The sequence below is a fragment of the Streptococcus cristatus genome (genome assembly GCF_003943465.1).
GTDB classification, from domain to species: domain Bacteria; phylum Bacillota; class Bacilli; order Lactobacillales; family Streptococcaceae; genus Streptococcus; species Streptococcus cristatus_C.
In genome coordinates, this window is record NZ_RJPR01000015.1 from 1 (window position 1) to 22,859 (window position 22,859).

General features: G+C 43.7%; 18 protein-coding genes and 1 other RNA gene. 16 read left to right on the forward strand and 3 right to left on the reverse strand.

Annotation, left to right across the window (positions count from 1 at the left end):
* The first annotated feature begins 273 nt into the window (after positions 1-273).
* Together D8793_RS10970 and D8793_RS10975 are read left to right on the forward strand one after the other, a co-directional pair.
* Entirely contained in the window at positions 274-1,752 is a 1,479-nt protein-coding gene (locus D8793_RS10970) for a mucin-binding protein (RefSeq protein ID WP_446677593.1), read from the forward strand.
* A 417-nt stretch (positions 1,753-2,169) separates the two neighbouring features.
* Complete coding sequence (locus tag D8793_RS10975) at positions 2,170-2,886, forward strand: YebC/PmpR family DNA-binding transcriptional regulator (RefSeq protein ID WP_045498557.1); 717 nt, start codon at positions 2,170-2,172, stop codon at positions 2,884-2,886.
* A gap of 78 nt (positions 2,887-2,964) precedes the next feature.
* On the opposite strand, the gene queG is transcribed toward D8793_RS10975, so the two are convergent.
* Positions 2,965-4,089 (reverse strand): tRNA epoxyqueuosine(34) reductase QueG, encoded by a 1,125-nt coding sequence (queG, locus tag D8793_RS10980; RefSeq protein ID WP_125372271.1) that lies wholly within the window; start codon positions 4,087-4,089, stop codon positions 2,965-2,967.
* 229 nt (positions 4,090-4,318) lie between these two features.
* Here queG and secA point away from each other — a divergent pair, with 229 nt between their 5' ends.
* The 10 genes from secA (at position 4,319) to pepC (ending at position 17,265) form a co-directional block, all read left to right on the forward strand.
* Entirely contained in the window at positions 4,319-6,838 is a 2,520-nt protein-coding gene (gene secA, locus D8793_RS10985; RefSeq protein ID WP_125372273.1) for a preprotein translocase subunit SecA, read from the forward strand.
* A 16-nt stretch (positions 6,839-6,854) separates the two neighbouring features.
* Positions 6,855-7,886: a 3-deoxy-7-phosphoheptulonate synthase gene (locus D8793_RS10990; protein ID WP_125372275.1), complete on the forward strand. Its 1,032-nt coding sequence runs from the start codon at positions 6,855-6,857 to the stop codon at positions 7,884-7,886.
* A 1-nt stretch (position 7,887) separates the two neighbouring features.
* Positions 7,888-8,925: a 3-deoxy-7-phosphoheptulonate synthase gene (locus tag D8793_RS10995; protein ID WP_125372278.1), complete on the forward strand. Its 1,038-nt coding sequence runs from the start codon at positions 7,888-7,890 to the stop codon at positions 8,923-8,925.
* 198 nt (positions 8,926-9,123) lie between these two features.
* A complete protein-coding gene (gene acpS, locus D8793_RS11000; RefSeq protein WP_185761067.1) occupies positions 9,124-9,486 on the forward strand; it encodes a holo-ACP synthase in 363 nt (120 codons plus the stop codon).
* Positions 9,476-10,582, forward strand: a complete 1,107-nt coding sequence (gene alr, locus D8793_RS11005; protein ID WP_125372282.1) for an alanine racemase — start codon at positions 9,476-9,478, stop codon at positions 10,580-10,582. Before acpS ends, alr begins: the two co-directional genes overlap by 11 nt.
* 31 nt (positions 10,583-10,613) lie before the next feature.
* Complete coding sequence (gene recG / locus D8793_RS11010) at positions 10,614-12,629, forward strand: ATP-dependent DNA helicase RecG (RefSeq protein WP_125372284.1); 2,016 nt, start codon at positions 10,614-10,616, stop codon at positions 12,627-12,629.
* Between the two features lie 323 nt (positions 12,630-12,952).
* A complete protein-coding gene (locus D8793_RS11015) occupies positions 12,953-14,413 on the forward strand; it encodes a nicotinate phosphoribosyltransferase (RefSeq protein WP_125372286.1) in 1,461 nt (486 codons plus the stop codon).
* Positions 14,410-15,234, forward strand: coding sequence for an NAD(+) synthase (gene nadE / locus D8793_RS11020; RefSeq protein WP_125372288.1), 825 nt, complete (start codon positions 14,410-14,412; stop codon positions 15,232-15,234). Before D8793_RS11015 ends, nadE begins: the two co-directional genes overlap by 4 nt.
* Positions 15,235-15,281: 47 nt before the next feature.
* Positions 15,282-15,836, forward strand: coding sequence for a GNAT family N-acetyltransferase (locus D8793_RS11025; RefSeq protein ID WP_125372290.1), 555 nt, complete (start codon positions 15,282-15,284; stop codon positions 15,834-15,836).
* An 82-nt stretch (positions 15,837-15,918) separates the two neighbouring features.
* Positions 15,919-17,265, forward strand: a complete 1,347-nt coding sequence (gene pepC, locus D8793_RS11030) for an aminopeptidase C (RefSeq protein WP_125372292.1) — start codon at positions 15,919-15,921, stop codon at positions 17,263-17,265.
* 80 nt (positions 17,266-17,345) lie between these two features.
* On the opposite strand, the gene pbp1a is transcribed toward pepC, so the two are convergent.
* Positions 17,346-19,502, reverse strand: coding sequence for a penicillin-binding protein PBP1A (gene pbp1a, locus D8793_RS11035; protein ID WP_125372294.1), 2,157 nt, complete (start codon positions 19,500-19,502; stop codon positions 17,346-17,348).
* Complete coding sequence (gene recU / locus D8793_RS11040; protein ID WP_125372296.1) at positions 19,495-20,100, reverse strand: Holliday junction resolvase RecU; 606 nt, start codon at positions 20,098-20,100, stop codon at positions 19,495-19,497. The genes pbp1a and recU overlap by 8 nt, the downstream gene beginning before the upstream one ends.
* Positions 20,101-20,167: 67 nt before the next feature.
* Here recU and D8793_RS11045 point away from each other — a divergent pair, with 67 nt between their 5' ends.
* From D8793_RS11045 to D8793_RS11060, 4 genes are all read left to right on the forward strand, one after another.
* Positions 20,168-20,695 carry an SLOG family protein gene (locus tag D8793_RS11045; RefSeq protein WP_125372298.1) on the forward strand — a complete coding sequence of 176 codons (528 nt, stop codon included), beginning with the start codon at positions 20,168-20,170 and terminating at the stop codon, positions 20,693-20,695.
* A gap of 71 nt (positions 20,696-20,766) precedes the next feature.
* Complete coding sequence (gene gpsB / locus D8793_RS11050; protein ID WP_125372300.1) at positions 20,767-21,111, forward strand: cell division regulator GpsB; 345 nt, start codon at positions 20,767-20,769, stop codon at positions 21,109-21,111.
* Between the two features lie 14 nt (positions 21,112-21,125).
* Positions 21,126-21,493: RNase P RNA component class B (rnpB, locus tag D8793_RS11055), an RNA gene on the forward strand.
* Between the two features lie 201 nt (positions 21,494-21,694).
* Positions 21,695-22,849, forward strand: a complete 1,155-nt coding sequence (locus D8793_RS11060) for a THUMP domain-containing class I SAM-dependent RNA methyltransferase (protein ID WP_125372302.1) — start codon at positions 21,695-21,697, stop codon at positions 22,847-22,849.
* The last annotated feature ends 10 nt before the right edge of the window (positions 22,850-22,859 follow it).

Here is a 22,859-nt window from a genome sequence, read left to right on the forward strand (position 1 = left end):
GAAGAAACAGTTAAGTACAGCAAACTTGGTTCATATGTACCAAATGTACCAGACGGACTTCCAAAAGTNCCAAATCTTCCATATCCAAACGATCCAACAGATCCAAGCAAACCAGGTACTGATCTTCCAGTGATTCCACATGTACCAGGCACTACACCAGTAGGCCCAGATGGCACAACACCATTGACACCGAAAGATCCGAGCGATCCAAGCAAGGGTTACAACCCACCACCAATTCCAAGTGATCCAACGAAGGATACACCAATCAACTTCGTGAAGGATGGTCAAAAAGCGATTATCAGCTTCGTAGACCAAACTGACGGTAATAAGGAATTGACCAAGGTCGTTGAAAGCGGTAAGTCAGGTGAGCCAATCGGTACAACCAACTACGCAGCTCGTCTGAAAGAATTGACAGACAAGGGCTACGAAGTGGTGAACGATGAGTTCAAGGGACCTAAGACCTTCGATAATGACGATAAGAAGGATCAAACCTTCACCGTTACTATGCGTCAGGTTGTAGTACCATTCGATCCGAATAATCCACCGAAACCAAACGATCCAATGGATCCTAAGAATCCAGAAGGACCTAAGTGGACAGATGATAAGATCAAGTCAGCTCAACAAGAAGCTGTGAAAGAATTGAGCCGTACGATCAAGTACGTATACGAAGATGGTAAAGAAGCAGCACCAAGCTTCACAGACAGCGCTAAATTCACGCGTATTCTGAAGATCAACGTCGTAACGAAAGCGATCGTAGAAAAAGGCCCATGGACATCACAAGANGACGTGATCAAGGGACAAACTTCACCAGANATCAAGGGTTACGTAGCAGATAAAGCAAGCGTAGCAGATGTGACAGTTACAGCAGACTCAGCTAAACCAGCTGATGAAGTCGTAACTTACAAGAAGGCTGATCAAAAAGCAACCATCACCTTCGTAGACCAAGCTAAGAAAGAATTGGCGAAGATCTCAGAAGGCGGTAAGTCAGGCGAACCAATTAGCCGTGACCAATACCTTGCGAAGTTGAAAGAATTGACTAACCAAGGTTACAAGGTTGTGAACGATGAGTTCAAGGATCCACAAAACTTTGATGATGATGCAAGCAAGGACCAAAACTTCACTGTTCAATTGGAAGAAGGCGTAGTACCATTCAATCCAAACAATCCACCGAAACCAAATGATCCAATGGATCCAAACAATCCGGATGGACCTAAGTGGACAGATGATAAGATCAAGTCAGCTCAACAAGAAGCTGTGAAAGAATTGAGCCGTACGATCAAGTACGTATACGAAGATGGTAAAGAAGCAGCACCAAGCTTCACAGACAGCGCTAAATTCACGCGTATTCTGAAGATCAACGTCGTAACGAAAGCGATCGTAGAAAAAGGCCCATGGACATCACAAGATGACGTGATCAAGGGACAAACTTCACCAGATATCAAGGGTTACGTAGCAGATAAAGCAAGCGTAGCAGATGTGACAGTTACAGCAGACTCAGCNAAACCAGCNGATGAAGTCGTAACTTACAAGAAGGTAGAAGTTCCACCTACACCGACACCTGTTCCACCAACTCCAGCTCCGGTACCAAATAAACAAGTACCGAACAAGCCAGTGGAACCGAAAGTTCCTGGAACTACTGCTCTGCCAAATACAGGTGAGAAATCATCTTCAGCAGCAGTGCTTGGTTTAGGAATTGTTGCAACACTCGCAGGTGTCAGCTTGATTAAACCAAGATTGAAAGAAGAAGATTAATTCTTTCTAGCTTGGATAGTAATCACTGAAGAGTTGTGGACGGTTAGTTAACAGCTCGCAAAAATCGATAACTTCTTTACGAAGTTATCGATTTTTTATTTATTTGATTAGTAAGCTTTAGTAGTAAGAAATGAGAGAAGATTCTAGTAAAATAGGAGATTTACTGGAGAATGAAGGAGCATCACCTTGAATTTAGTAGCATCATTCATTTTGCTATTGAGAGAATGTAATGACTGATCTCGGTATTTTAAAAGTTATAAGGAACTAGTGCTATAATCTTTTCTATCTTTAGTTTGTACTTCAGCAGATAATTTTAGGAAATTGGGGACTTTCCTGTTTTTGTTGGATGATTTTTCGTCTTTCCTGTGTTATAATAAGGAAGATTAAAAATGTAGAATAGTTAAAGGAGAAATTCCAATGGGACGTAAGTGGGCCAATATTGTAGCTAAGAAAACAGCTAAAGATGGCGCAAACTCAAAAGTTTATGCTAAATTCGGTGTAGAGATCTATGTAGCAGCGAAAAAAGGTGAACCAGATCCTGAGTTGAACACAGCCCTTAAGTTCGTTATTGATCGCGCTAAGCAAGCGCAAGTGCCAAAGCATGTTATTGACAAGGCGATTGACAAGGCTAAGGGAAATACAGACGAGACCTTTACAGAAGGTCGTTATGAAGGCTTTGGGCCGAATGGTTCTATGTTAATCGTTGATACCTTGACTTCGAATGTCAACCGGACTGCGGCCAATGTCCGTGCAGCCTTTGGGAAAAATGGCGGCAACATGGGTGCTAGTGGCTCTGTATCTTATCTTTTTGATAATAAAGGTGTCATCGTTTTTGCTGGTGATGATGCAGATAGCATCTTTGAATTGCTTTTAGAAGCAGATGTAGATGTGGACGATGTAGAGGCTGAAGAAGGAAGTATCACTGTTTATACAGCGCCAACTGACCTACATAAAGCAATCGTGGCCTTGCGTGAATCTGGTATCCAAGAATTCCAAGTGACAGAGCTGGAAATGATTCCTCAGTCAGAAGTGGAATTAACAGGAGAAGATTTAGAAACCTTCGAAAAATTGTATAGCGTCCTTGAAGACGATGAAGATGTCCAAAAAATCTACACCAACGTAGATGGATTCTAATTGAATAACATAAAAATACAGTCTGATTTAGTATAAGCTGCGTTCTAAGGCAGTTTCTAAATTAGACTGTATTTATTTTTAGTTAGTTAAGTGAAATTTTTTTAGGAATTGTTCCTGTTCCTCTTTGATAGCTTCTGTGGGATTTTTCACAGCAAGAATCATCTCAATCATTTCAGGATTGGCTTCGCGTACTAGCTGACTGAGAGCCCAGATGGCCGTAGCGATATGGATAGGATTTTGCCCTTTATCGATAATTTCTAGCAGTTTGGGAATAGCAGAGCGGTCATTAGCATTGGCTAGAGCAATGATGGCATTGCGCTGCAGGATGTTTTTGCCCCGCCAGCTACCTGCTATATGGCCAAATTTTTCCTTAAATTGACCATTAGAAAGTTCCAAGAAAGGTAGGAGCTCTGGATGGGCCAGTTCGGGGTCGATATCAGTTGCGAGCGGATTGTCCAAGCCTTTATTATAGGGGCAGCAGATTTGGCAGATATCGCAACCATAGATGACTGTCTTGATTTTTTTGCGAAATTCTAGGTCCATGATGCCCTTATCTTGGGTTTGAAAGGATAGACAGCGCTTGGCGTTCATAGTCCCATCGCCAATGAGGCAGGAGGTGGGACAGGCCGTCACACAACGATTGCAGTCTCCGCAGTCATAGTCGACAGGCTGGTCAGGTTTGATGTCCAGATTGGTAATGAGCTCACCCAGAAACATATAAGAACCAAATTCCTTGGAGATGACCAAGCCGTTCTTGCCGATAAAGCCTATTCCTGCTCGCCGGGCTACAGCGGTGTCGACCAAGGCTCCTGTATCCACCATGCCTTTATATTCAAAGTCGGCAGTCAACTCCTCAATTCCCTTTGCAAGCCGATCTAGCTTGTCTTGTAGAACATAGTGGTAATCCAGTCCCCAGCTGTTGGGAGTGAATTTCCCCCGTTTGTAGGCTGTTTTTTGTGGCTGCTGCTTGAGCTTGTGGGGATAGGCGACTGCGATAGAGATGATGGTCTTAGCTGAGGCCAAACTCAGCTTGGGCTTGATTCGCTCCTCAATATTCTTGTGTTCAAATCCTGAATTTCGGCCTTCTTCTACGGCCAAGCGCAGCGACTTTTCCAGATAGTCAAAGTTATCTGCTGTCGTGAAGCCAATTTTAGAAATGCCAATGTCTTTTGATAATTTGATAATTTCTTCTTTGATATTCATTGCTATTATTATATCGAAATTATGAGAATTATGCGAGAAACTACTTCGTGAAAACCATGATCATTTAGCAAATTTGAGTGCAAGAAGAGTTAGGCAGATAAGTGTTTAAATTGAGAAACGACAGCCTTTCAAGCCAATTGCCAAATGGATTATTTCTTGAAAGATATGGGGAAACATGCTATAATGAGAGGAAACATTTATAAACAGAACATAGCGAGTAAGGAATAAAATGGCTAATATTTTAAAAAAAATCATCGAAAATGATAAAGGTGAAATAAGAAAATTAGAAAAGATGGCGGACAAGGTCATGTCCTATGAGGACGAAATGGCAGCCTTGACCGATGAAGAATTGCAAGCAAAAACGGTTGAATTTAAGGAACGTTATGCTAATGGTGAAACTTTATATCAACTTTTGTTTGAAGCATTTGCAGTTGTCCGTGAAGGAGCTAAGCGTGTCTTAGGTCTTTTCCCATATAAGGTTCAGATTATGGGGGGGATTGTCCTTCACCATGGTGATGTGCCAGAAATGCGTACGGGGGAAGGGAAAACCCTGACAGCGACTATGCCTGTTTACCTGAATGCTTTATCTGGTCAAGGAGTTCACGTTGTTACAGTCAATGAATACTTGTCCGAGCGTGATGCGACTGAGATGGGTGAACTTTATTCTTGGTTGGGACTTTCTGTTGGTATCAACCTAGCATCTAAGTCACCAATGGAAAAAAGAGAAGCTTATGCTTGTGATATCACCTACTCAACCAACTCTGAAATTGGTTTTGACTACCTGCGCGATAACATGGTGGTTCGGGCTGAAAATATGGTACAGCGTCCGCTTAACTATGCCTTGGTTGACGAGGTGGATTCTATCTTGATTGACGAAGCGCGTACGCCATTGATCGTGTCAGGACCGACTGCTTCTGATACGAATCAGCTTTATTACAGAGCGGATAGCTTTGTGAAAACACTTCAAAAAGATGACTATATCATTGATATTCCATCTAAGACGATTGGTTTGTCAGATTCTGGTATTGACAAGGCTGAAAGTTACTTTAACTTAGAAAATCTATACGACCTTGAGAATGTTGCTTTGACTCACTTTATCGACAATGCCTTACGTGCTAACTATATCATGACCTTAGATGTGGATTATGTCGTGAGTGAAAAGCAGGAAATCCTCATCGTTGACCAATTTACTGGGCGTACAATGGAAGGCCGTCGTTTCTCTGATGGACTCCACCAAGCGATTGAAGCAAAAGAAGCTGTGCCTATCCAAGAAGAATCAAAGACATCTGCTTCGATTACTTACCAGAACCTTTTCCGTATGTATAAAAAGTTGTCAGGGATGACAGGGACTGGTAAGACAGAAGAAGAAGAATTCCGTGAAATTTATAATATTCGCGTAATTCCAATTCCAACTAACCGTCCTGTCCAACGTGTTGACCATCCAGATTTGCTGTATCCTAGCTTGGAAGCGAAGTTTAAAGCAGTCGTGGAAGACGTCAAGGAACGCTACAAAACAGGTCAACCTGTCTTGGTCGGTACAGTATCGGTTGACACGAGTGACTATCTTTCTCAAAAATTAGTGGCGGCGGGAATTCCTCATGAAGTTCTGAATGCTAAAAACCACTATAAAGAAGCACAGATTATCATGAATGCTGGTCAGCGTGGAGCTATTACTATTGCGACCAACATGGCTGGACGTGGTACAGATATCAAGCTAGGTGAAGGTGTGCGTGAATTGGGTGGACTTTGTGTCATTGGTACAGAGCGCCATGAAAGCCGCCGGATTGATAACCAGCTTCGTGGACGTTCAGGTCGTCAAGGGGATCCAGGTGAATCACAATTCTACCTATCTCTAGAAGACGATTTGATGAAACGCTTCGGTTCAGAGCGTATTAAGGCCTTGCTAGACCGGATGAATCTGAGCGAAGAAGAGTCTGTCATCAAGTCTCGGATGCTAACGCGTCAGGTGGAAGCAGCCCAAAAACGGGTTGAAGGAAATAACTACGATACTCGGAAGCAAGTCCTCCAATATGATGATGTCATGCGCGAACAACGTGAAATTATCTATTCTCAACGCTATGATGTCATCACAGCAGACCGTGATTTGGCTCCAGAAATCCATGCTATGATCCGTCGTACCATTAATCGGATTGTGGATGGCAGCAGTCATTCAGATCATGATGAAAAGATAGAAGCGATTCTGAATTTTGCTAAATATAATCTTGTAGCAGAGGATTCTATCTCAGCTGATGATTTAGAAGGTAAATCGAATCAAGAGATCAAAGATTACTTGATGGAACGAGCTTCTGAAGTTTATGCCAATCAGGTTTCTAAACTTCGTGATGAAGAAGCAGTTCAAGAGTTCCAAAAAGTGCTGATCCTACGTGTTGTAGATAATAAATGGACAGATCATATCGACGCCTTGGATCAATTGCGTCAGGCTGTGGGGCTTCGCGGCTATGCTCAGAACAACCCAGTTGTTGAGTATCAGGCAGAAGGTTTCCGGATGTTTAATGATATGATCGGCTCTATCGAGTTTGATGTGACTCGTCTTATGATGAAAGCACAGATCCATGAGCAAGAACGTCCACGTACAGAGCACAGTATCAGCACGACGGCTACTCGAAACATTGCTGCCCAAAACCCAAATCTTCCAAAAAATGTTGATTTATCCTCTGTAAAAAGAAATGATTTATGCCCATGTGGTTCAGGTAAGAAATTTAAAAATTGTCATGGCCGCAAGAAGTAGTTTATAAGGAGAGAAGATGACCTTTAAAGCAACTAGTCAACCAATCAATGTAGCAGAAGTGCGTCAGCTTGCTAAGCTAGAAGGTTCTATTCTAGCTCATAAGCAAGAGCGGGATCGCCAACTAGAAGCCATTATCCGTGGTGAAGATGCTCGCATCCTTTTGGTTATCGGTCCTTGCTCCTCAGACAATGAAGAAGCTGTCTTGGAATACGCTAAGCGTTTGGCAGCTCTTCAGGAAGAAGTCAAAGATCGGATCTTTATGGTCATGCGGGTTTATACAGCCAAGCCACGGACCAATGGTGATGGCTACAAGGGCTTGATTCACCAGCCTAATGCGACAGCGGCACCTAGCCTAATCAACGGGATTAAGGCGGTTCGCAATCTGCATTATCGCGTGATTTCAGAAACTGGAATGACGACGGCTGACGAGATGCTTTATCCAGAAAATCTTCCCCTAGTAGATGATTTGATTTCCTATATGGCGATCGGTGCTCGTTCTGTTGAAGATCAGCAGCACCGCTTTGTAGCCAGTGGAGCGGATTTTCCGACTGGTTTAAAAAATCCAACATCTGGCAATCTAAATGTCATGTTTAATGGCATTTATGCGGCTCAGAACAAGCAGAGCTTCCTCTTTGCAAATCGGGAAGTAGAGACGAGTGGAAATCCTTTGGCCCATGCGATTCTGCGCGGTGCCATCAATGAATATGGGAAGAACATTCCGAACTACTATTATGATAATCTGCTGGACACAATCGCCCAGTATGAAGCAATGGGATTAGAAAATCCATTTATCATCATTGATACCAACCATGACAACTCTGGCAAGCAGTATTTGGAGCAAGTCCGTATTGTTCGTCAGACTTTGATCAACCGCGACTGGAATAATAAAATCAAGAAGGTTGTTCGTGGCTTTATGATTGAATCTTACTTGGAAGATGGCCGACAAAATGAACCAGAAGTCTTTGGCAGGTCTATCACAGATCCATGCCTAGGATGGGACAAGACGGTCGAACTTGTCCATGAGATATACGATACACTAGGTAAATAATATGGCATTTATAGAAAAAGGTCAGGAAATTGACATCGAGCAGATCAAGTCTGCAACGATTTTGTCAGACCAAGCTCTGAAAAAGAAACATCAGCGTGATCAGGAATTGGCCGCCATCATCAAGGGAGAAGATCAACGCTTGCTCTTGGTTATTGGCCCCTGTTCATCTGACAATGAAGAGGCGGTGCTGGAGTACGCTCGCCGGTTGGCCGACCTCCAGCAGAAAGTGGCAGATAAGATTTTTATCGTCATGCGGGTCTATACTGCCAAGCCTCGGACCAATGGGGACGGCTACAAGGGGCTCGTTCACCAGCCAGATACTTCAAAAAGTCCAAGCTTGATCAATGGGTTAAAGGCAGTGCGCCAGCTTCATTACCGAGTCATTACTGAGACAGGCTTGACTACTGCTGATGAAATGCTCTATCCTTCCAATCTAGTGCTGGTAGATGATTTGGTTAGTTATCATGCCGTAGGTGCTCGATCGGTTGAAGACCAAGAACACCGCTTTGTAGCGTCTGGCATTGACGCTCCGGTTGGTATGAAAAATCCAACATCTGGCAATCTTGGGGTCATGTTTAATGCCGTCTATGCTGCTCAAAATAAGCAAATCTTCCTTTATCATGGTCAGGAAGTAGAAACGTTAGGAAATCCTCTTGCGCATGTGATTTTGCGTGGTGCTTTAGATGAGTACGGTAAGAACAAGCCTAACTTCTATTACGAAAATCTTCTGGATGTGATCAAACGCTATGAAGAAATGAAGCTGTCCACTCCTTTCATCCTGATTGATACCAATCATGATAATTCTGGAAAGCAGTATTTGGAGCAGATCCGGATTATCCGTCAGACTCTGATCAACTGTGCTTGGAATGAGCAGATCAAGAAGGCTGTGCGTGGATTCATGATTGAATCCTATTTGGAGGATGGCCGCCAGAATGAGCCAGAAGTCTTTGGTAAGTCCATTACCGATCCTTGCTTGGGCTGGGATAAGACAGAAGAACTCGTTCAGGAAATCTATGATACCTTAGAAAAAGAAGCTTAAAAGAAAGGATTAGTAGGCTTTTGATAGAAGTCTACTAATGAATATAGGCAAGCTCATACTCTATGAAAATCTAATTTTGATGATGTTAAACCCCTTTGATGCATTTCAGTGTCATTTTCATCGGTTTGCCTTGTCGAAATTAGATTTTCTTTCAATCTCCTTGGGAGAAGGGCCTTGCTTTGTATTCCTGATAGAAGTATGATAAGAGGACATGGAATAGATATAGAAGAGATTTCCAGCATTGGTCGGGCCTACGAGAAGAATGAGCGCTTTGCTGAGAAAATCTTGACGGCTCAGGAGTTGGCTCGGTTCAGCTCCTTAAAGGGCAAGCGAAAGCTGGAATATTTGGCAGGTCGTTGGTCAGCCAAAGAAGCCTTTGCCAAGGCTTGGGGAACCGGTATTGGCCCTGTGACTTTTCAAGATTTGGAAATTTTAAATGATGATAAGGGGGCTCCTTATTTTAGTAAATCTCCCTTTGCTGGTTCGGTATGGCTATCAATCAGTCATGCTGGAAATCTGGTGACCGCCAGTGTGATTTTGGAGGAAGACAATGAAAGCTAGTCTACATAGACCCACTAAAGCAGTCATAGACCTGTCTGCTATTGCATTTAATATTGAGCAAATTGCGGCTCATATTCCCCAGTCGGTCCAGAAGTGGGCAGTAGTCAAGGCCAATGCTTATGGACATGGTGCGGTTCCTGTCTCTCAGCATATTCAGCCGCTTGTAGATGGTTTTTGCGTGTCCAATATTGACGAAGCCCTCGAACTACGAGAAGCTGGCATTGCTAAATCCATTCTTATTTTGAGTGTTTCTTCATTGGAGGCTGTGCCTTTAGCGATCCAGCAGCAGATTACCCTGACAGTGGCTAGCCTAGCTTGGATGGAGGAGCTCTTGAGCCAGCAAGCTGATCTGACAGGCTTGACCGTCCATATCAAGATTGATTCAGGTATGGGACGCATTGGCTTTCGTGATAGTCAAGAAGCCCAGCAAGCAATTAGCCGCCTGCAAGCAGCAGGAGCTGTGGTAGAAGGAATTTTCACTCATTTTGCAACAGCCGACGAATTAGATACAAGTCATTTTGTAGCCCAATTAAATTGCTTTAAAGAGATTTTAAGTGAGTTAGCTTTCTTGCCGCCGATTGTGCATGCTAGCAACTCTGCTACAACCCTTTGGCACAGTGACACGATTATGAATGCTGTTCGGCTGGGCGATATTATCTACGGGCTGAATCCTAGCGGACGAGTGCTGGACTTACCTTATGAGGTCAAACCAGCTCTTAGCTTAGAATCTGCTCTGGTTCACGTCAAAGAAATTCAAGCGGGTGCGCATGTCGGTTATGGGGCGACCTATACCAGTGATAGCCAGCAAATCATTGGAACCATTCCTTTGGGTTACGCTGATGGCTGGACCCGCGATATGCAAGGCTTTGATGTCTTGATCGCTGGTCATCGCTGTCCAATTGTCGGTCGGGTTTCCATGGATCAAATCACGGTGCGTCTACCTCGAGCCTACCCTTTGGGAACGCAGGTGGTCTTGATTGGTCAGAGTGGAGCCAAGCTTATCACAGCAACGGATGTGGCAGAAAAGCGTGGCACGATCAATTATGAAGTGGTCTGCTTAATCAGCGATAGGGTACCGAGAGAGTATAAAAAGTAAAAGACAATCAAGAAGAAGGAAAGGAGACAGGATGAATCTGCACCAGGCTTTGACGGCTCTGCCAGGAGTGGGGCCAAAATCGGCTGAAAAATTTAAAAAACTAGGCCTTGAGAGCCTGCAGGATCTCCTGCTCTATTTTCCTTTTCGCTATGAGGATCTTAAAAGCAAGAATGTCCTCGACTTGGAGGATGGGGAAAAGGCAGTTATTTCTGGTATTGTCGCGACTCCAGCTAATGTCCAGTACTATGGCTACAAGCGCAATCGCCTGCGTTTCACAATCAAGCAGGGAGAAGTAGCGATTGCAGTCAATTTTTTCAATCAGCCTTATCTGGCAGATAAGCTCGAACTGGGAGCGACGGTGGCTATTTTTGGTAAATGGGATAAAGCCAAGGCTAGTCTGACGGGGATGAAGGTGTTAGCTCAGGTCGAAGACGACTTGCAGCCAGTTTATCGAGTTGCCCAAGGAATTAGTCAGGCCAGTCTAGTCAAGCTGATTAAGGTGGCTTTTGATCAAGGTTTGGATCAGTTGTTAGAGGAAAATCTTCCTCCTGTCCTTCTGGAGCGCTACCAGCTTTTGGGGCGCACTCAAGCTGTGCGTGCCATGCACTTTCCTAAGGATTTGGCAGAATATAAGCAGGCCCTGCGTCGAGTCAAGTTTGAAGAACTTTTTTATTTCCAGATGCAGCTGCAGGTTCTGAAGCATGAGACCAAGGATGTCAGCCAGGGACTGGCTATTCCTTGGCAGGAAAAAATGCTGGCTCAAAAGAAGGCTGAGCTGCCATTTTCTCTGACAGAGGCTCAGGAGCGGAGTCTGGAAGAAATTCTCAGTGATTTGCAATCGCCTGCCCATATGAACCGTCTCCTGCAAGGAGATGTTGGTAGTGGTAAGACCGTGGTGGCTGGCTTGGCCATGTATGCCGCCCATACGGCAGGTTACCAGTCGGCTTTGATGGTTCCGACAGAAATTTTGGCTGAGCAGCATTTGGATAGCTTGACTCAGCTCTTTCCTGAACTGAATTTGGCCCTCCTAACTGGTGGTATGAAAGCTGCTGAACGCAGAGATACTTTGGCTGCAATAGAATCGGGGCAAGTAGATATGGTGGTCGGCACCCATGCCTTGATTCAGGAAGGGGTGGTCTATCATCGACTGGGCTTGGTCATTATTGATGAGCAGCATCGTTTTGGGGTGGACCAGCGTCGGATTTTGAGGGAAAAAGGAAATAATCCAGACGTCCTCATGATGACAGCGACACCTATTCCTCGGACTTTGGCCATTACCGCTTTTGGTGATATGGATGTCTCTATTATTGACCAGATGCCGGCTGGTCGCAAGCCCATCATTACTCGTTGGGTCAAGCATGAGCAATTGGAAGTGGTCTTGGACTGGATGAAAAAAGAGCTGGCCAAGGGCGCCCAAGTCTACTTTATTTCTCCCTTGATTGAGGAATCAGAGGCCTTGGACTTGAAAAACGCGATTGCTCTAGAGGAAGAGCTTAAGGCCTACTTTGCCAATCAGGCTCAGGTGGCTCTGCTCCACGGTCGCATGAAAAATGACGAAAAAGAAGCCATTATGCAGGACTTCAAGGATGGGAAAACGGATATTTTAGTGTCAACTACAGTTATTGAAGTCGGTGTCAATGTTCCGAATGCGACCATCATGGTTATCATGGATGCTGACCGCTTCGGGCTCAGCCAGCTTCATCAGTTGCGGGGACGAGTTGGTCGAGGAAATAAGCAATCTTATGCCGTTCTGGTTGCCAATCCCAAGACGGAGTCTGGGAAGAAACGGATGAAAATCATGACTGAGACGACAGATGGTTTTGTTCTGGCTGAGGAAGACCTCAAGATGCGTGGTTCTGGTGAAATTTTTGGGACCCGTCAGTCTGGTATTCCAGAGTTTCAGGTAGCGGACATCGTAGAGGACTATCCCATTTTGGAAGAAGCGCGCAAGGTAGCCAGCCAAATCGTTGCCAATCCTAGCTGGCGGCAGGATGCCAATTGGCACCTCGTATCCCTGCATCTCGAAAAACGCGATTATCTGGACTAGCGAGATAACATTCGATTAGATTTTGCTTTATACGTTTAAGCTTTCTGCAAGAAAATTCTAAGCCTTCCTTAAGCTTTGAGGCCTATAATAAAAGCATCAAAAGAAACGAGGTGGCAAAAATGAAAGTAGCAGTTAAAGTAACCTATAAAAAAGAATTTAAACAGATGCGCCGCGTGAACAAGACTTATGGAATCTAATAATTCCAAGTGAAAGATAAAAGAAGTACCTTCGGAAGAAATTCTGGAGGTATTTTGCTATTGAATCAAGGCTTTCTTGCAATTTATGTTATAATATAGAATAACTATGATAAAAGGAGCTCAATTATGTTTCCAGATGACAGTTTGACTTTACATACAGACTTATATCAAATCAATATGATGCAGGTTTATTTCAACGAGGGTATCCATAATAAGCGTGCTGTTTTTGAAGTCTATTTTCGCAAGAATCCTTTTAATAATGGCTATGCCGTTTTTGCGGGCTTAGAGAGGATTGTGGCTTATCTGAATGATTTGAAATTCAGTCAGACGGATTTGGACTATTTAGCGTCCTTGGGCTATAACGGAGCTTTCTTAGAGTATTTACGTGATTTCAAGATGCAGCTGACCGTGCGTTCTGCTAAAGAAGGAGATTTGGTTTTTGCCAATGAACCGATTGTTCAGGTCGAAGGGCCGCTGGCTCAATGTCAGTTGGTGGAAACAGCGATTTTAAATATCGTGAATTTCCAAACCTTGATTGCGACCAAGGCAGCTCGCATCCGCTCTGTGATCGAAGATGAGCCGTTGATGGAGTTTGGTACCCGTCGTGCTCAGGAAATGGATGCGGCGATTTGGGGTACGCGGGCCGCTGTTATCGGTGGAGCCAACGGTACCAGCAATGTTCGGGCAGGCAAGCTTTTTGATATTCCCGTTCTGGGGACGCATGCCCATGCACTTGTGCAGGTTTATGGCAATGATTACGAGGCTTTCAAGGCTTATGCAAGCACTCATCGGGACTGTGTGTTCTTGGTAGACACCTATGATACCCTTCGGATCGGGGTTCCTACGGCCATCCGTGTAGCGCGTGAATTTGGGGATAAAATCAATTTCTTGGGTGTGCGGATCGATTCTGGAGACCTGGCCTATATTTCCAAAAAAGTTCGTCAGCAGTTAGATGAAGCGGGCTTCCCAAATGCTAAAATTTACGCTTCCAATGATTTGGATGAGAATACCATCCTCAACTTAAAAATGCAAAAGGCTAAGATTGATGTCTGGGGCGTAGGAACCAAGCTCATTACCGCATACGATCAGCCAGCTCTGGGCGCGGTTTACAAGATTGTAGCGATTGAAGATGAGAATGGGCACTTGCGCAATACCATCAAGTTGTCTAACAATGCTGAAAAGGTTTCGACTCCAGGCAAGAAGCAGGTTTGGCGCATTACCAGCCGTGAGAAAGGCAAGTCTGAGGGCGACTACATCACTTATGATGGTGTAGATGTCACCCATCAGGAAGAGCTAGAAATGTTCCATCCGACTTATACTTATATCAATAAAACAGTCAAGAATTTTGATGCGGTGCCGCTCTTGGTGGATATTTATAAGGAAGGTCAGCTTGTCTACGATTTGCCGAGCCTGTCTGAGATTCAGGACTATGCCCGCCAAGAATTTGACAAACTCTGGGACGAGTACAAACGGGTTCTCAATCCACAAGATTATCCGGTCGATTTGGCGCGTGATATTTGGCAGGATAAGATGGACTTGATTGACCAGATGCGCAAGAAAGCCTACCAGACAGGAGCAGAAAAATGAGTCTACAAGAAGAAATTATCGCTCAACTGGGAGTCAAACCAGTCATTGATCCAGAGGAAGAAATCCGCAAATCGGTGGACTTTCTCAAAGCCTATCTGAGAAAACATCCCTTTTTGAAAAGCTATGTTCTGGGCATTTCTGGTGGTCAAGACTCAACCTTGGCGGGGCGTTTGGCCCAGCTAGCTGTAGAGGAAATGCGGGCAGAAACAGGAGATGATAGCTATCGCTTTATCGCTGTCCGCCTGCCTTACGGTGTTCAGGCAGATGAAGACGATGCCCAAAAAGCTTTGGCTTTCATCCAGCCTGATGTCAGTCTGACAGTCAATATCAAAGAATCCGCTGATGCCATGACAAAGGCTGTAGAAGTAACGGGTGCCAAAGTCTCTGATTTTAACAAGGGCAATATCAAGGCGCGCAGCCGTATGATTGCCCAGTATGCTTTGGCTGGTTCATACAGTGGGGCTGTCATTGGGACCGACCATGCTGCAGAAAATGTCACGGCCTTTTTCACCAAGTTTGGGGATGGCGGAGCAGATATTTTACCACTTTACCGTCTCAATAAGCGTCAAGGCAAGCAGCTTTTAGCTGCCTTAGGAGCGGATCCGGCCCTCTATGAAAAGGTACCGACAGCTGATTTGGAAGAAGAAAAACCTGGGATTGCGGATGAAGTTGCTCTGGGTGTGACCTACAATGAAATTGACGATTATCTCGAAGGCAAGTCCGTTTCAGCCCAAGCCCAAGAAACGATCGAGTCTTGGTGGCATAAAGGCCAGCACAAACGCCATTTGCCAATTACAATTTTTGATGAATTTTGGAAGTGAAAATCTCGATCGAAACTTTTTAGTCTGAGCCAAGAAACGAGGAAGCAATGAAAAAGACAGGTACACAGTCTATTGAAACCAAACGTCTTTTGTTAAGACCTTTTCTGGAATCGGATGCTCAGGCTATGTATGACAATTGGGCTTCTCGTCCGGACAATTTGCTGCATGTGACTTGGGATGTTCATGAGAGTCCTGATGTTACCCAACAGTCTATTGCTCGCTGGGTTGAGAATTATCAAAACTTGGATTTTTACAAGTGGGCTATCTGCCTAAAAGAAAATCCTGATTCTGTCATTGGGGACATCAGCGTGGTGGATAGAGATGATACGGTTAATGCTTGCGAGGTCGGTTATATTCTAAGTAAAGACTATTGGGGGCAGGGGCTGATGACAGAAGCTTTGAAAGCTGTTTTGAACTACCTCTTGCAAGACGCAGGATTCAATCGTGTCACAGCAAGATTTGTAACAGCCAATCCAGCTTCGGGGCGTGTTATGACTAAAGCTGGCATGAGCTACGAAGGTACTTTTCGGCAGGCTGTATTTCATAAAGGACAAGTCAAAGATTTTTCCGTCTATGGGATCTTAAAATCAGATTTAAAATAAAAAAGTTAGGCTTGCCTAACTTTTTTACTTGCGCTCTTTTTTTAAAGTTCTATAATAGATGTATAATGACAAGGAGGATTCTATGAATTCATTAAAACAAGATTTTACAGATAAGTTGTACGCTGCTTATGAGGCCAATCCCAAGTATGCAGCAATGGAGAATGCTATTAGCCACAATGGTCTTTTGACTTCTTTAGAAAAACGGACTGCTGCTGTAGAAAATGCACCTGTTTTCTCACTGGATCTCACTAAGGACAAGGTCAGCGACCAGAAGGCTTCTGGCCGCTGCTGGATGTTTGCAGCTCTCAATACTTTCCGTCACAAGATGATTGCGGGCTTCCAGCTGGAGGATTTTGAGCTGGCTCAGGCTCATACCTTCTTTTGGGATAAATATGAAAAATCCAACTGGTTCTTAGAGCAGGTTTTGGCAACGGCTGACCAAGACTTGACTAGCCGCAAGGTCAAGTTTCTCCTAGATACGCCTCAGCAGGATGGCGGTCAGTGGGATATGGTCGTGGCGCTTTTTGAAAAATACGGCGTCGTGCCTAAGTCAGTCTATCCAGAGTCAATTTCTTCTAGCAATAGCCGTGAGCTCAATCAGATTCTCAATAAACTCTTGCGTCAGGATGCGCAAATCTTGCGTGAGCTGGCCTTGAGTGGTGCAGATGAAGCTAGTCTACAAGCCAAGAAAGAAGCTTTGCTACAGGAAATTTTTAATTTCTTAGCGATGTCGTTGGGCTTACCTCCTCGGAAGTTTGACTTTGCTTATCGAGATAAGGACGGTAATTACCATAGAGAAGCTAATTTGACTCCACAGTCCTTTTACCAAAAATATGTAGACCTCGAGCTGGATGACTATGTGTCAATTATCAATGCGCCAACAGCCGATAAACCTTATGGCAAGTCTTACACAGTCGAGATGTTGGGCAATGTAGTCGGCAGTAAACCTGTTCGCTATTTGAATGTAGAAATGAAACGTCTTAAGGAATTGGCAATCGCTCAGATGCAGGCTGGCGAGACCGTTTGGTTTGGCTCTGATGTGGGTCAGTCCAGCAATCGCAAGGCTGGTATCATGGAAGCAGGTATGCATGATTTAACATCTAGTATGGATATCCAGTTGACCCAAGATAAGGCGGGTCGTCTTGATTACAGCGAAAGCCTCATGACTCATGCCATGGTACTGGCTGGAGTGGACTTGGATGAAAAGGGTCAAGCTAAAAAATGGAAAGTAGAAAATTCTTGGGGCGAAAAGGTTGGTGATAAGGGATACTTTGTCGCCAGCGACGCTTGGATGGATGAGTACACTTACCAAATCGTAGTCAGAAAAGAATTCTTGACTCCAGAAGAGTTGGCGGCCTACAATGCTGATCCAATTGTCCTAGCGCCATGGGATCCAATGGGAGCTCTTGCTAATGGCGAAATAATTTGATGGGATGAGCAATTGCAGAAAGCTATTGATTTATTTAAACATAAAAAAGATTGGATTTTAGAAATCCAATCTTTTTTGGTTTATCGATGTTCAGCTCCTTGGTTAGAAGTAGTTGAGCTGCTGGTTGTTCCAGAACTTGTTGAACTTGTTTGGGAACTAGAGTTGGTACTACTATGTTCTTCGCTAGATTCACTCGTACTTTGACTTGAAGATTCTGAGCTTGACTCAGAAGTGGAGCTTGAAGATGATTGGGTATAAGCGCGACTGTAAGTAGAAGTACCATTGAGATAGAGATAGGATCCGCTACGGAAAAGTCCGCTTGGTGGTGTCCAGTCTTCATTGCTATAGCCTGTCAGATAGAGCATCATAGAGCGGTAAACATCGGTTGCCACTTTAACTCCATCGTCTAAAACAGGAGTGAGGCGATTTGAGTAACCGGTCCAAACAGCCATAGAGTACTGTGGAGTGTAGCCAACAAATAGCTCGTCTGGTGTGACAATGCTAGAACTATAATAAGGTTTTGTCAACTTCTCTAGTTCATCATCTGCATAGTTGGAAGTACCAGTTTTACCTGCTTGATAGACTCCTGGAATTGCAGCATTGGTACCAGTTCCAGACTGAAGAACGGTCTTCATCATGTCTGTCATCATGTAGGCTGTCGTCTCTTTCATGGCTTTTGATCCGCCATTTGAAAAGACTTTTTCTGTACCGTCGCTAAAGACAACTCGGTTGACGTATTGCGGTTTGTAATATGTACCGCCATTAGCAAAGGCAGCGTAAGCGGCAGCCATTTTTTCGCTACTTGCTCCGTATTGGTTACCAGATTCGCTTGTATTACTTGAAATCGCATTAGAATAATGCATTTCAGGGTAATTAATACCAAGGCCATTGAGGAACTTCAATGAATTATCTAATCCGACTGCTTCCAGCGATTTGACGGCTGGTACGTTACGGGATTCTTGGATAGCGTATTGGATAGTAATCCAGCCATAATAGCGTTTATCCCAGTTATAGACAGGGGTAGATGTTCCAGGGAAATAGTAAGGAGCATCTTGGATTGAGGCAGCAGTGGAAGTGAAAACATTGTATTCCAAGGCTGGAGCATAATCGGTAATTGGTTTCATGGTAGAACCCCAGTCGCGATTCGTTTCGACTGCTTGGTTGGTACCAAAAGAAACGTTGGAAGACTGATGGCGAGCACCCAGTTGGGCAATGACTTTCCCGTCGGTAACATCCATAACAGTTGATGCCACTTGCAGTTCATCATCTGGATAAGCAACATATTCTTCCGTGTTGTAAATATCCCACAATTTTTTCTGGGCTTCGGTATTAACGTTGGTATAAACTTCCATACCAGTCGTAAGGACATTGTAGCCAGTTTCTTCTTCGACTTGCTCAATAACTTCTTTTAAGTAGTTATCCATATAGGCAGGATAGCTAGCTGAATTTTTCAAGCTCTGTAAGCCGTCGGTTACTGGGGTATTGATAGCTTGTTCGTATTGTTCTGGTGAGATGTACTTGAGTTCATACATTTCAGATAGTACGAGATTCCGACGCTGAGTGGCAGCTTCTGGATTTGTGTAAGGGTCATATTGGTTAGGAGCCTGAGGCATTCCTGCAAGCAGGGCAATCTGAGGAAGGGTCAAATCTTTCAAATCTTTGCCATAGTAACTTTGAGAAGCTGTTTGCATCCCGTAATTTCCATTAGACATATAGACTTTATTGACATAGTATGTCAAGATTTCTTGTTTGGTAGCCTTTCGCTCAAGTTGAGTTGCCAGCCATGCTTCTTGGATTTTCCGAGAAAGGGTAGCATCCGCTGAGGAAGTGGAGAAATAAGTCAACTTGATCAACTGCTGGGTTAAGGTAGATCCCCCTTGACGTCCGCCTCCTTTCAGATTGCTTAGGAAGGCTCCTCCTATCCGAATGAAATCAACCCCACGGTGATTAAAGAAGCGGTGGTCCTCAATCGCAACGATGGCATCTACTAGCTGTGTAGGGATCTGGTCTGTTGACGCATTGACCCGCTTTTCAGAACCTAGGTCTGCAATCAGATTGTTATCGCTATCGTAAATCTTACTTGAAGTTGTTGCGACAAGATCCTTCTCAGAAAGGGTAGGAGACTTGGCGACATAGTATGTGAAGACAAGAACGCCAGTCACAACTCCAATGATAAAGAGAGATAAGAGGGCAGTTGCAAGATATTTTAAGGCCTGCAAAAGGGTTTGTTTATTCATTTGAGATACCACCTAGTAGTTTTTGTTCGATAATTTCAAGGTAAGGGATGCTTGGAAATTGCTTTGTTTCGATTAAAAATCCATGTTCTTGAATGTAAGATAAAGGGAGGGATTTTCCGCCTTTATCCATCTTATAAAATGTAATCAAATAAGATGCTGGAAGTAGATAAGTCTCCCGCAAGCTAGAGAAGTGCAGTAAGACAAAGCAAATTCCTTTTTGCTGAAGGACAGCTTCCATATGTTCAATCTGGTGTAGATGGAAATTCTTTAGAGGCATGGCTGTTTTTTGCCGTGTTTCCTTGGCTTCAAAATCAATATAATGTCCCTTAAAGACGCCAGAATAATCGGTCGTGGATGCCTGTCGGAAGTAGGCCTCCACAATCTTTGCACGACTGCGTTGAGGATAGTCCACTTTGACGATCTGAATGGGTGTCGGCTTCTTATGAATGACTGCGAGTCCCCTACTCAAATAGTAGCTGTTGGATTCGTTGATCATCTTCTCAAAAGACATCCCACGATTGGCAAAATTCACAGCCGTCTTTGAACCTGGATGGGCTAGTTTACTTTTTATCTTTAGCTTGTGAGGGTAGTTGACCATAAAACTCCTTATTGGTACAATAACATCACTCTATTATATCATAAAAATATTTTTTGAGGGAGAATAAATGACAAGTCTATTAATTGTAGGGTATAAGGCTTTTGAACTTGGCATTACGAATGAGAAAGACATGCGCATCCAGATCATCAAAGAAGCGGTCAGACGGGATTTGCAGCGCTTGCTGGATGAAGGATTGGAGTGGCTCATCTTTACGGGAAATCTAGGTTTTGAAACTTGGGTTTTGGAGGTCGCTCGGGAATTGAGAGAAGATTATAATTTCAAGATTGCTACGATTTTTCTTTTTGAAGATCAAGGAAAGAATTGGAATGAAGCAAATCAGGCTAAACTAGCGGATTTTAAACAAGTAGATTTTGTCAAATATGCTTATCCTAGCTATCAAAATCCGAGTCAGTTTCGCGAGTACAACCAATTTCTTCTTCAGAATACGGATGGAGCTTATCTATTTTACGATGAAGAAAATGAGACCAATCTTAAATATCTTTACAGGGAGATGAAGAATCAAGAACAGTATTTTATCAAAAAATTAACATTTGATGATTTGAATGAGGTTGCAGAAATTTTTTCGGAAAAGTAGGGTATAAATCTTGCTTTTTATAGGTGATTTCGTATATAATTGGATATGATAAACTAGATTGGAGTGAGAGCATGGCGAGTATTATTTATACAGCAAAAGATATTTTTGATCAAGACTTTAAGCGTGAAGTGCGAGGATATAGCAAGGCTGAAGTGGATGAGTTTTTAGATGATGTGATTAAGGATTATGAAACTTATGCAGCCTTGGTAAAGGAGTTGCGTGAGGAGATTACCCTTCTGAAGGAACAAGTATCGAATCAAGAAACTCCTACTCCTTCCGCGCCTAATCAGCCAGCTCAACCAACAATTGAGATGCCACAGATGGGAACAGCGACTAACTTCGATATTTTGAAACGCTTAAGCCGTTTGGAAAAGGAAGTTTTTGGCAAACAGATTCTGGACAGCGAAGAGCAATAATGTTGCAGAGTGCAATTTTTGGATAATCGCGTGAAGATTTAATATTTTCATGAGGAAAGTCCATGCTAGCACCGGCTGTGATGCTGGTAGTGTTTGTGCTAGGCGAAACAATAAGCCTAGGGACGGAGCAATCCGTTACGGCGACTGAAAAGGCTAAGTCTTTAGATAGGTCTGAATAGGTCTGAAAGTGCCACAGTGACGTAGTTCTTCTGGAAACAGAAGAAGTGGAACGCGGTAAACCCCTCAAGCTAGCAACCCAAACTTTGGTCGGGGCACGGAATGCGTGGAAACGAACATAGCATTCTGACTGGAAACAGTAGACAGATGATTATCGAAGGAGATGGTACCTAGTCATTTCTGGAACAAAACATGGCTTATAGAAAATTGCACATAGGTTAGCTAGCGTATGCTAGCTTTTTGATTAAGATATAGAGCCCCTTGGACAGAAGATTGCTGCAAGGGACAAAAAAATAGGAAAGCAAGTTTTTTCTCAAAATGAGGAGCCAAGCAAGAACATTCTACTTTCTAGCTGAGGCCAGTTTTTAACGGCGTGGCTAAGCGGATAGTGATAGAGTAAGAAAGAATGAAAGAAAAATTTAATTTAATTGCTACAGCGGCGGCAGGTTTGGAAGCTGTGGTCGGCCGTGAAATCCGAGATTTGGGTCTAGATTGTCAGGTTGAAAATGGCCGTGTTCGCTTTAGTGGCGACATCGCTACCATCATTCAAACCAATCTCTGGCTGCGCTCAGCGGATCGGATTAAGATTGTTGTGGGAACATTTCCAGCCAAAACATTTGAGGAGCTTTTTCAAGGTGTCTTTGCCTTGGATTGGGAAAATTATCTACCCTTAGGTGCCAAATTTCCCATTTCTAAAGCCAAATGTGTCAAGTCAAAACTGCATAATGAGCCTAGTGTTCAAGCCATTTCAAAAAAAGCAGTTGTGAAAAAATTGCAAAAGCATTATGCTCGTCCAGAAGGTGTCCCCTTGCAGGAAAATGGGGCAGAGTTTAAGATTGAAGTTTCCATTTTGAAAGATTTGGTGACAGTCATGATTGATACCAGTGGCTCTAGCTTGTTCAAACGTGGCTATCGGACAGAGAAGGGCGGAGCACCAATCAAGGAAAATATGGCAGCTGCGATTTTGCTTTTGTCGAACTGGTATCCGGACAAACCCTTGATTGACCCGACTTGCGGATCAGGAACCTTCTGTATCGAAGCGGCCATGATTGGGATGAAGATGGCGCCAGGTTTACACCGTTCCTTTACTTTTGAAGACTGGAATTGGGTAGAAAAGGACTTGGTACGTCGACTTAGGGCAGAAGCCCTAGCTCAGATTGACCAAGACATCCAGCTGGATATTTCAGGTTCCGATTTGGATGCCCGTTTGGTAGATATTGCCAAGAAAAATGCAGAAGAAGCGGGTGTTGCTGACCAGATTCAATTTAAGCAAATGCGTCTGCAGGACCTTCATACGGACAAGATCAATGGTGTCATTATTTCCAATCCGCCTTATGGTGAGCGTTTGTTGGACGATGATGCGGTGACCAAGCTCTATCAAGAAATGGGACAAACTTTTGCTCCGTTGAAGACCTGGAGTAAATTTATCTTGACCAGTGATGAGGCTTTTGAAGCCAAATATGGCAGTCAGGCGGACAAAAAACGAAAACTCTACAACGGTACTCTAAAAGTAGACTTATATCAATACTTTGGCCAAAGGGTCAAAAGACAACTAGATTAGAAAGGAAATG

Bases quoted from the DNA above. Each gene is read 5' to 3' on its own strand.
- D8793_RS10975 (WP_045498557.1), top strand. From the start codon at position 2,170: ATGGGACGTAAGTGGGCCAATATTGTAGCTAAGAAAACAGCTAAAGAT.
- queG (WP_125372271.1), bottom strand. From the start codon at position 4,089: ATGAATATCAAAGAAGAAATTATCAAATTATCAAAAGACATTGGCATT.
- secA (WP_125372273.1), top strand. From the start codon at position 4,319: ATGGCTAATATTTTAAAAAAAATCATCGAAAATGATAAAGGTGAAATA.
- D8793_RS10990 (WP_125372275.1), top strand. From the start codon at position 6,855: ATGACCTTTAAAGCAACTAGTCAACCAATCAATGTAGCAGAAGTGCGT.
- D8793_RS10995 (WP_125372278.1), top strand. From the start codon at position 7,888: ATGGCATTTATAGAAAAAGGTCAGGAAATTGACATCGAGCAGATCAAG.
- acpS (WP_185761067.1), top strand. From the start codon at position 9,124: ATGATAAGAGGACATGGAATAGATATAGAAGAGATTTCCAGCATTGGT.
- alr (WP_125372282.1), top strand. From the start codon at position 9,476: ATGAAAGCTAGTCTACATAGACCCACTAAAGCAGTCATAGACCTGTCT.
- recG (WP_125372284.1), top strand. From the start codon at position 10,614: ATGAATCTGCACCAGGCTTTGACGGCTCTGCCAGGAGTGGGGCCAAAA.
- D8793_RS11015 (WP_125372286.1), top strand. From the start codon at position 12,953: ATGTTTCCAGATGACAGTTTGACTTTACATACAGACTTATATCAAATC.
- nadE (WP_125372288.1), top strand. From the start codon at position 14,410: ATGAGTCTACAAGAAGAAATTATCGCTCAACTGGGAGTCAAACCAGTC.
- D8793_RS11025 (WP_125372290.1), top strand. From the start codon at position 15,282: ATGAAAAAGACAGGTACACAGTCTATTGAAACCAAACGTCTTTTGTTA.
- pepC (WP_125372292.1), top strand. From the start codon at position 15,919: ATGAATTCATTAAAACAAGATTTTACAGATAAGTTGTACGCTGCTTAT.
- pbp1a (WP_125372294.1), bottom strand. From the start codon at position 19,502: ATGAATAAACAAACCCTTTTGCAGGCCTTAAAATATCTTGCAACTGCC.
- recU (WP_125372296.1), bottom strand. From the start codon at position 20,100: ATGGTCAACTACCCTCACAAGCTAAAGATAAAAAGTAAACTAGCCCAT.
- D8793_RS11045 (WP_125372298.1), top strand. From the start codon at position 20,168: ATGACAAGTCTATTAATTGTAGGGTATAAGGCTTTTGAACTTGGCATT.
- gpsB (WP_125372300.1), top strand. From the start codon at position 20,767: ATGGCGAGTATTATTTATACAGCAAAAGATATTTTTGATCAAGACTTT.
- D8793_RS11060 (WP_125372302.1), top strand. From the start codon at position 21,695: ATGAAAGAAAAATTTAATTTAATTGCTACAGCGGCGGCAGGTTTGGAA.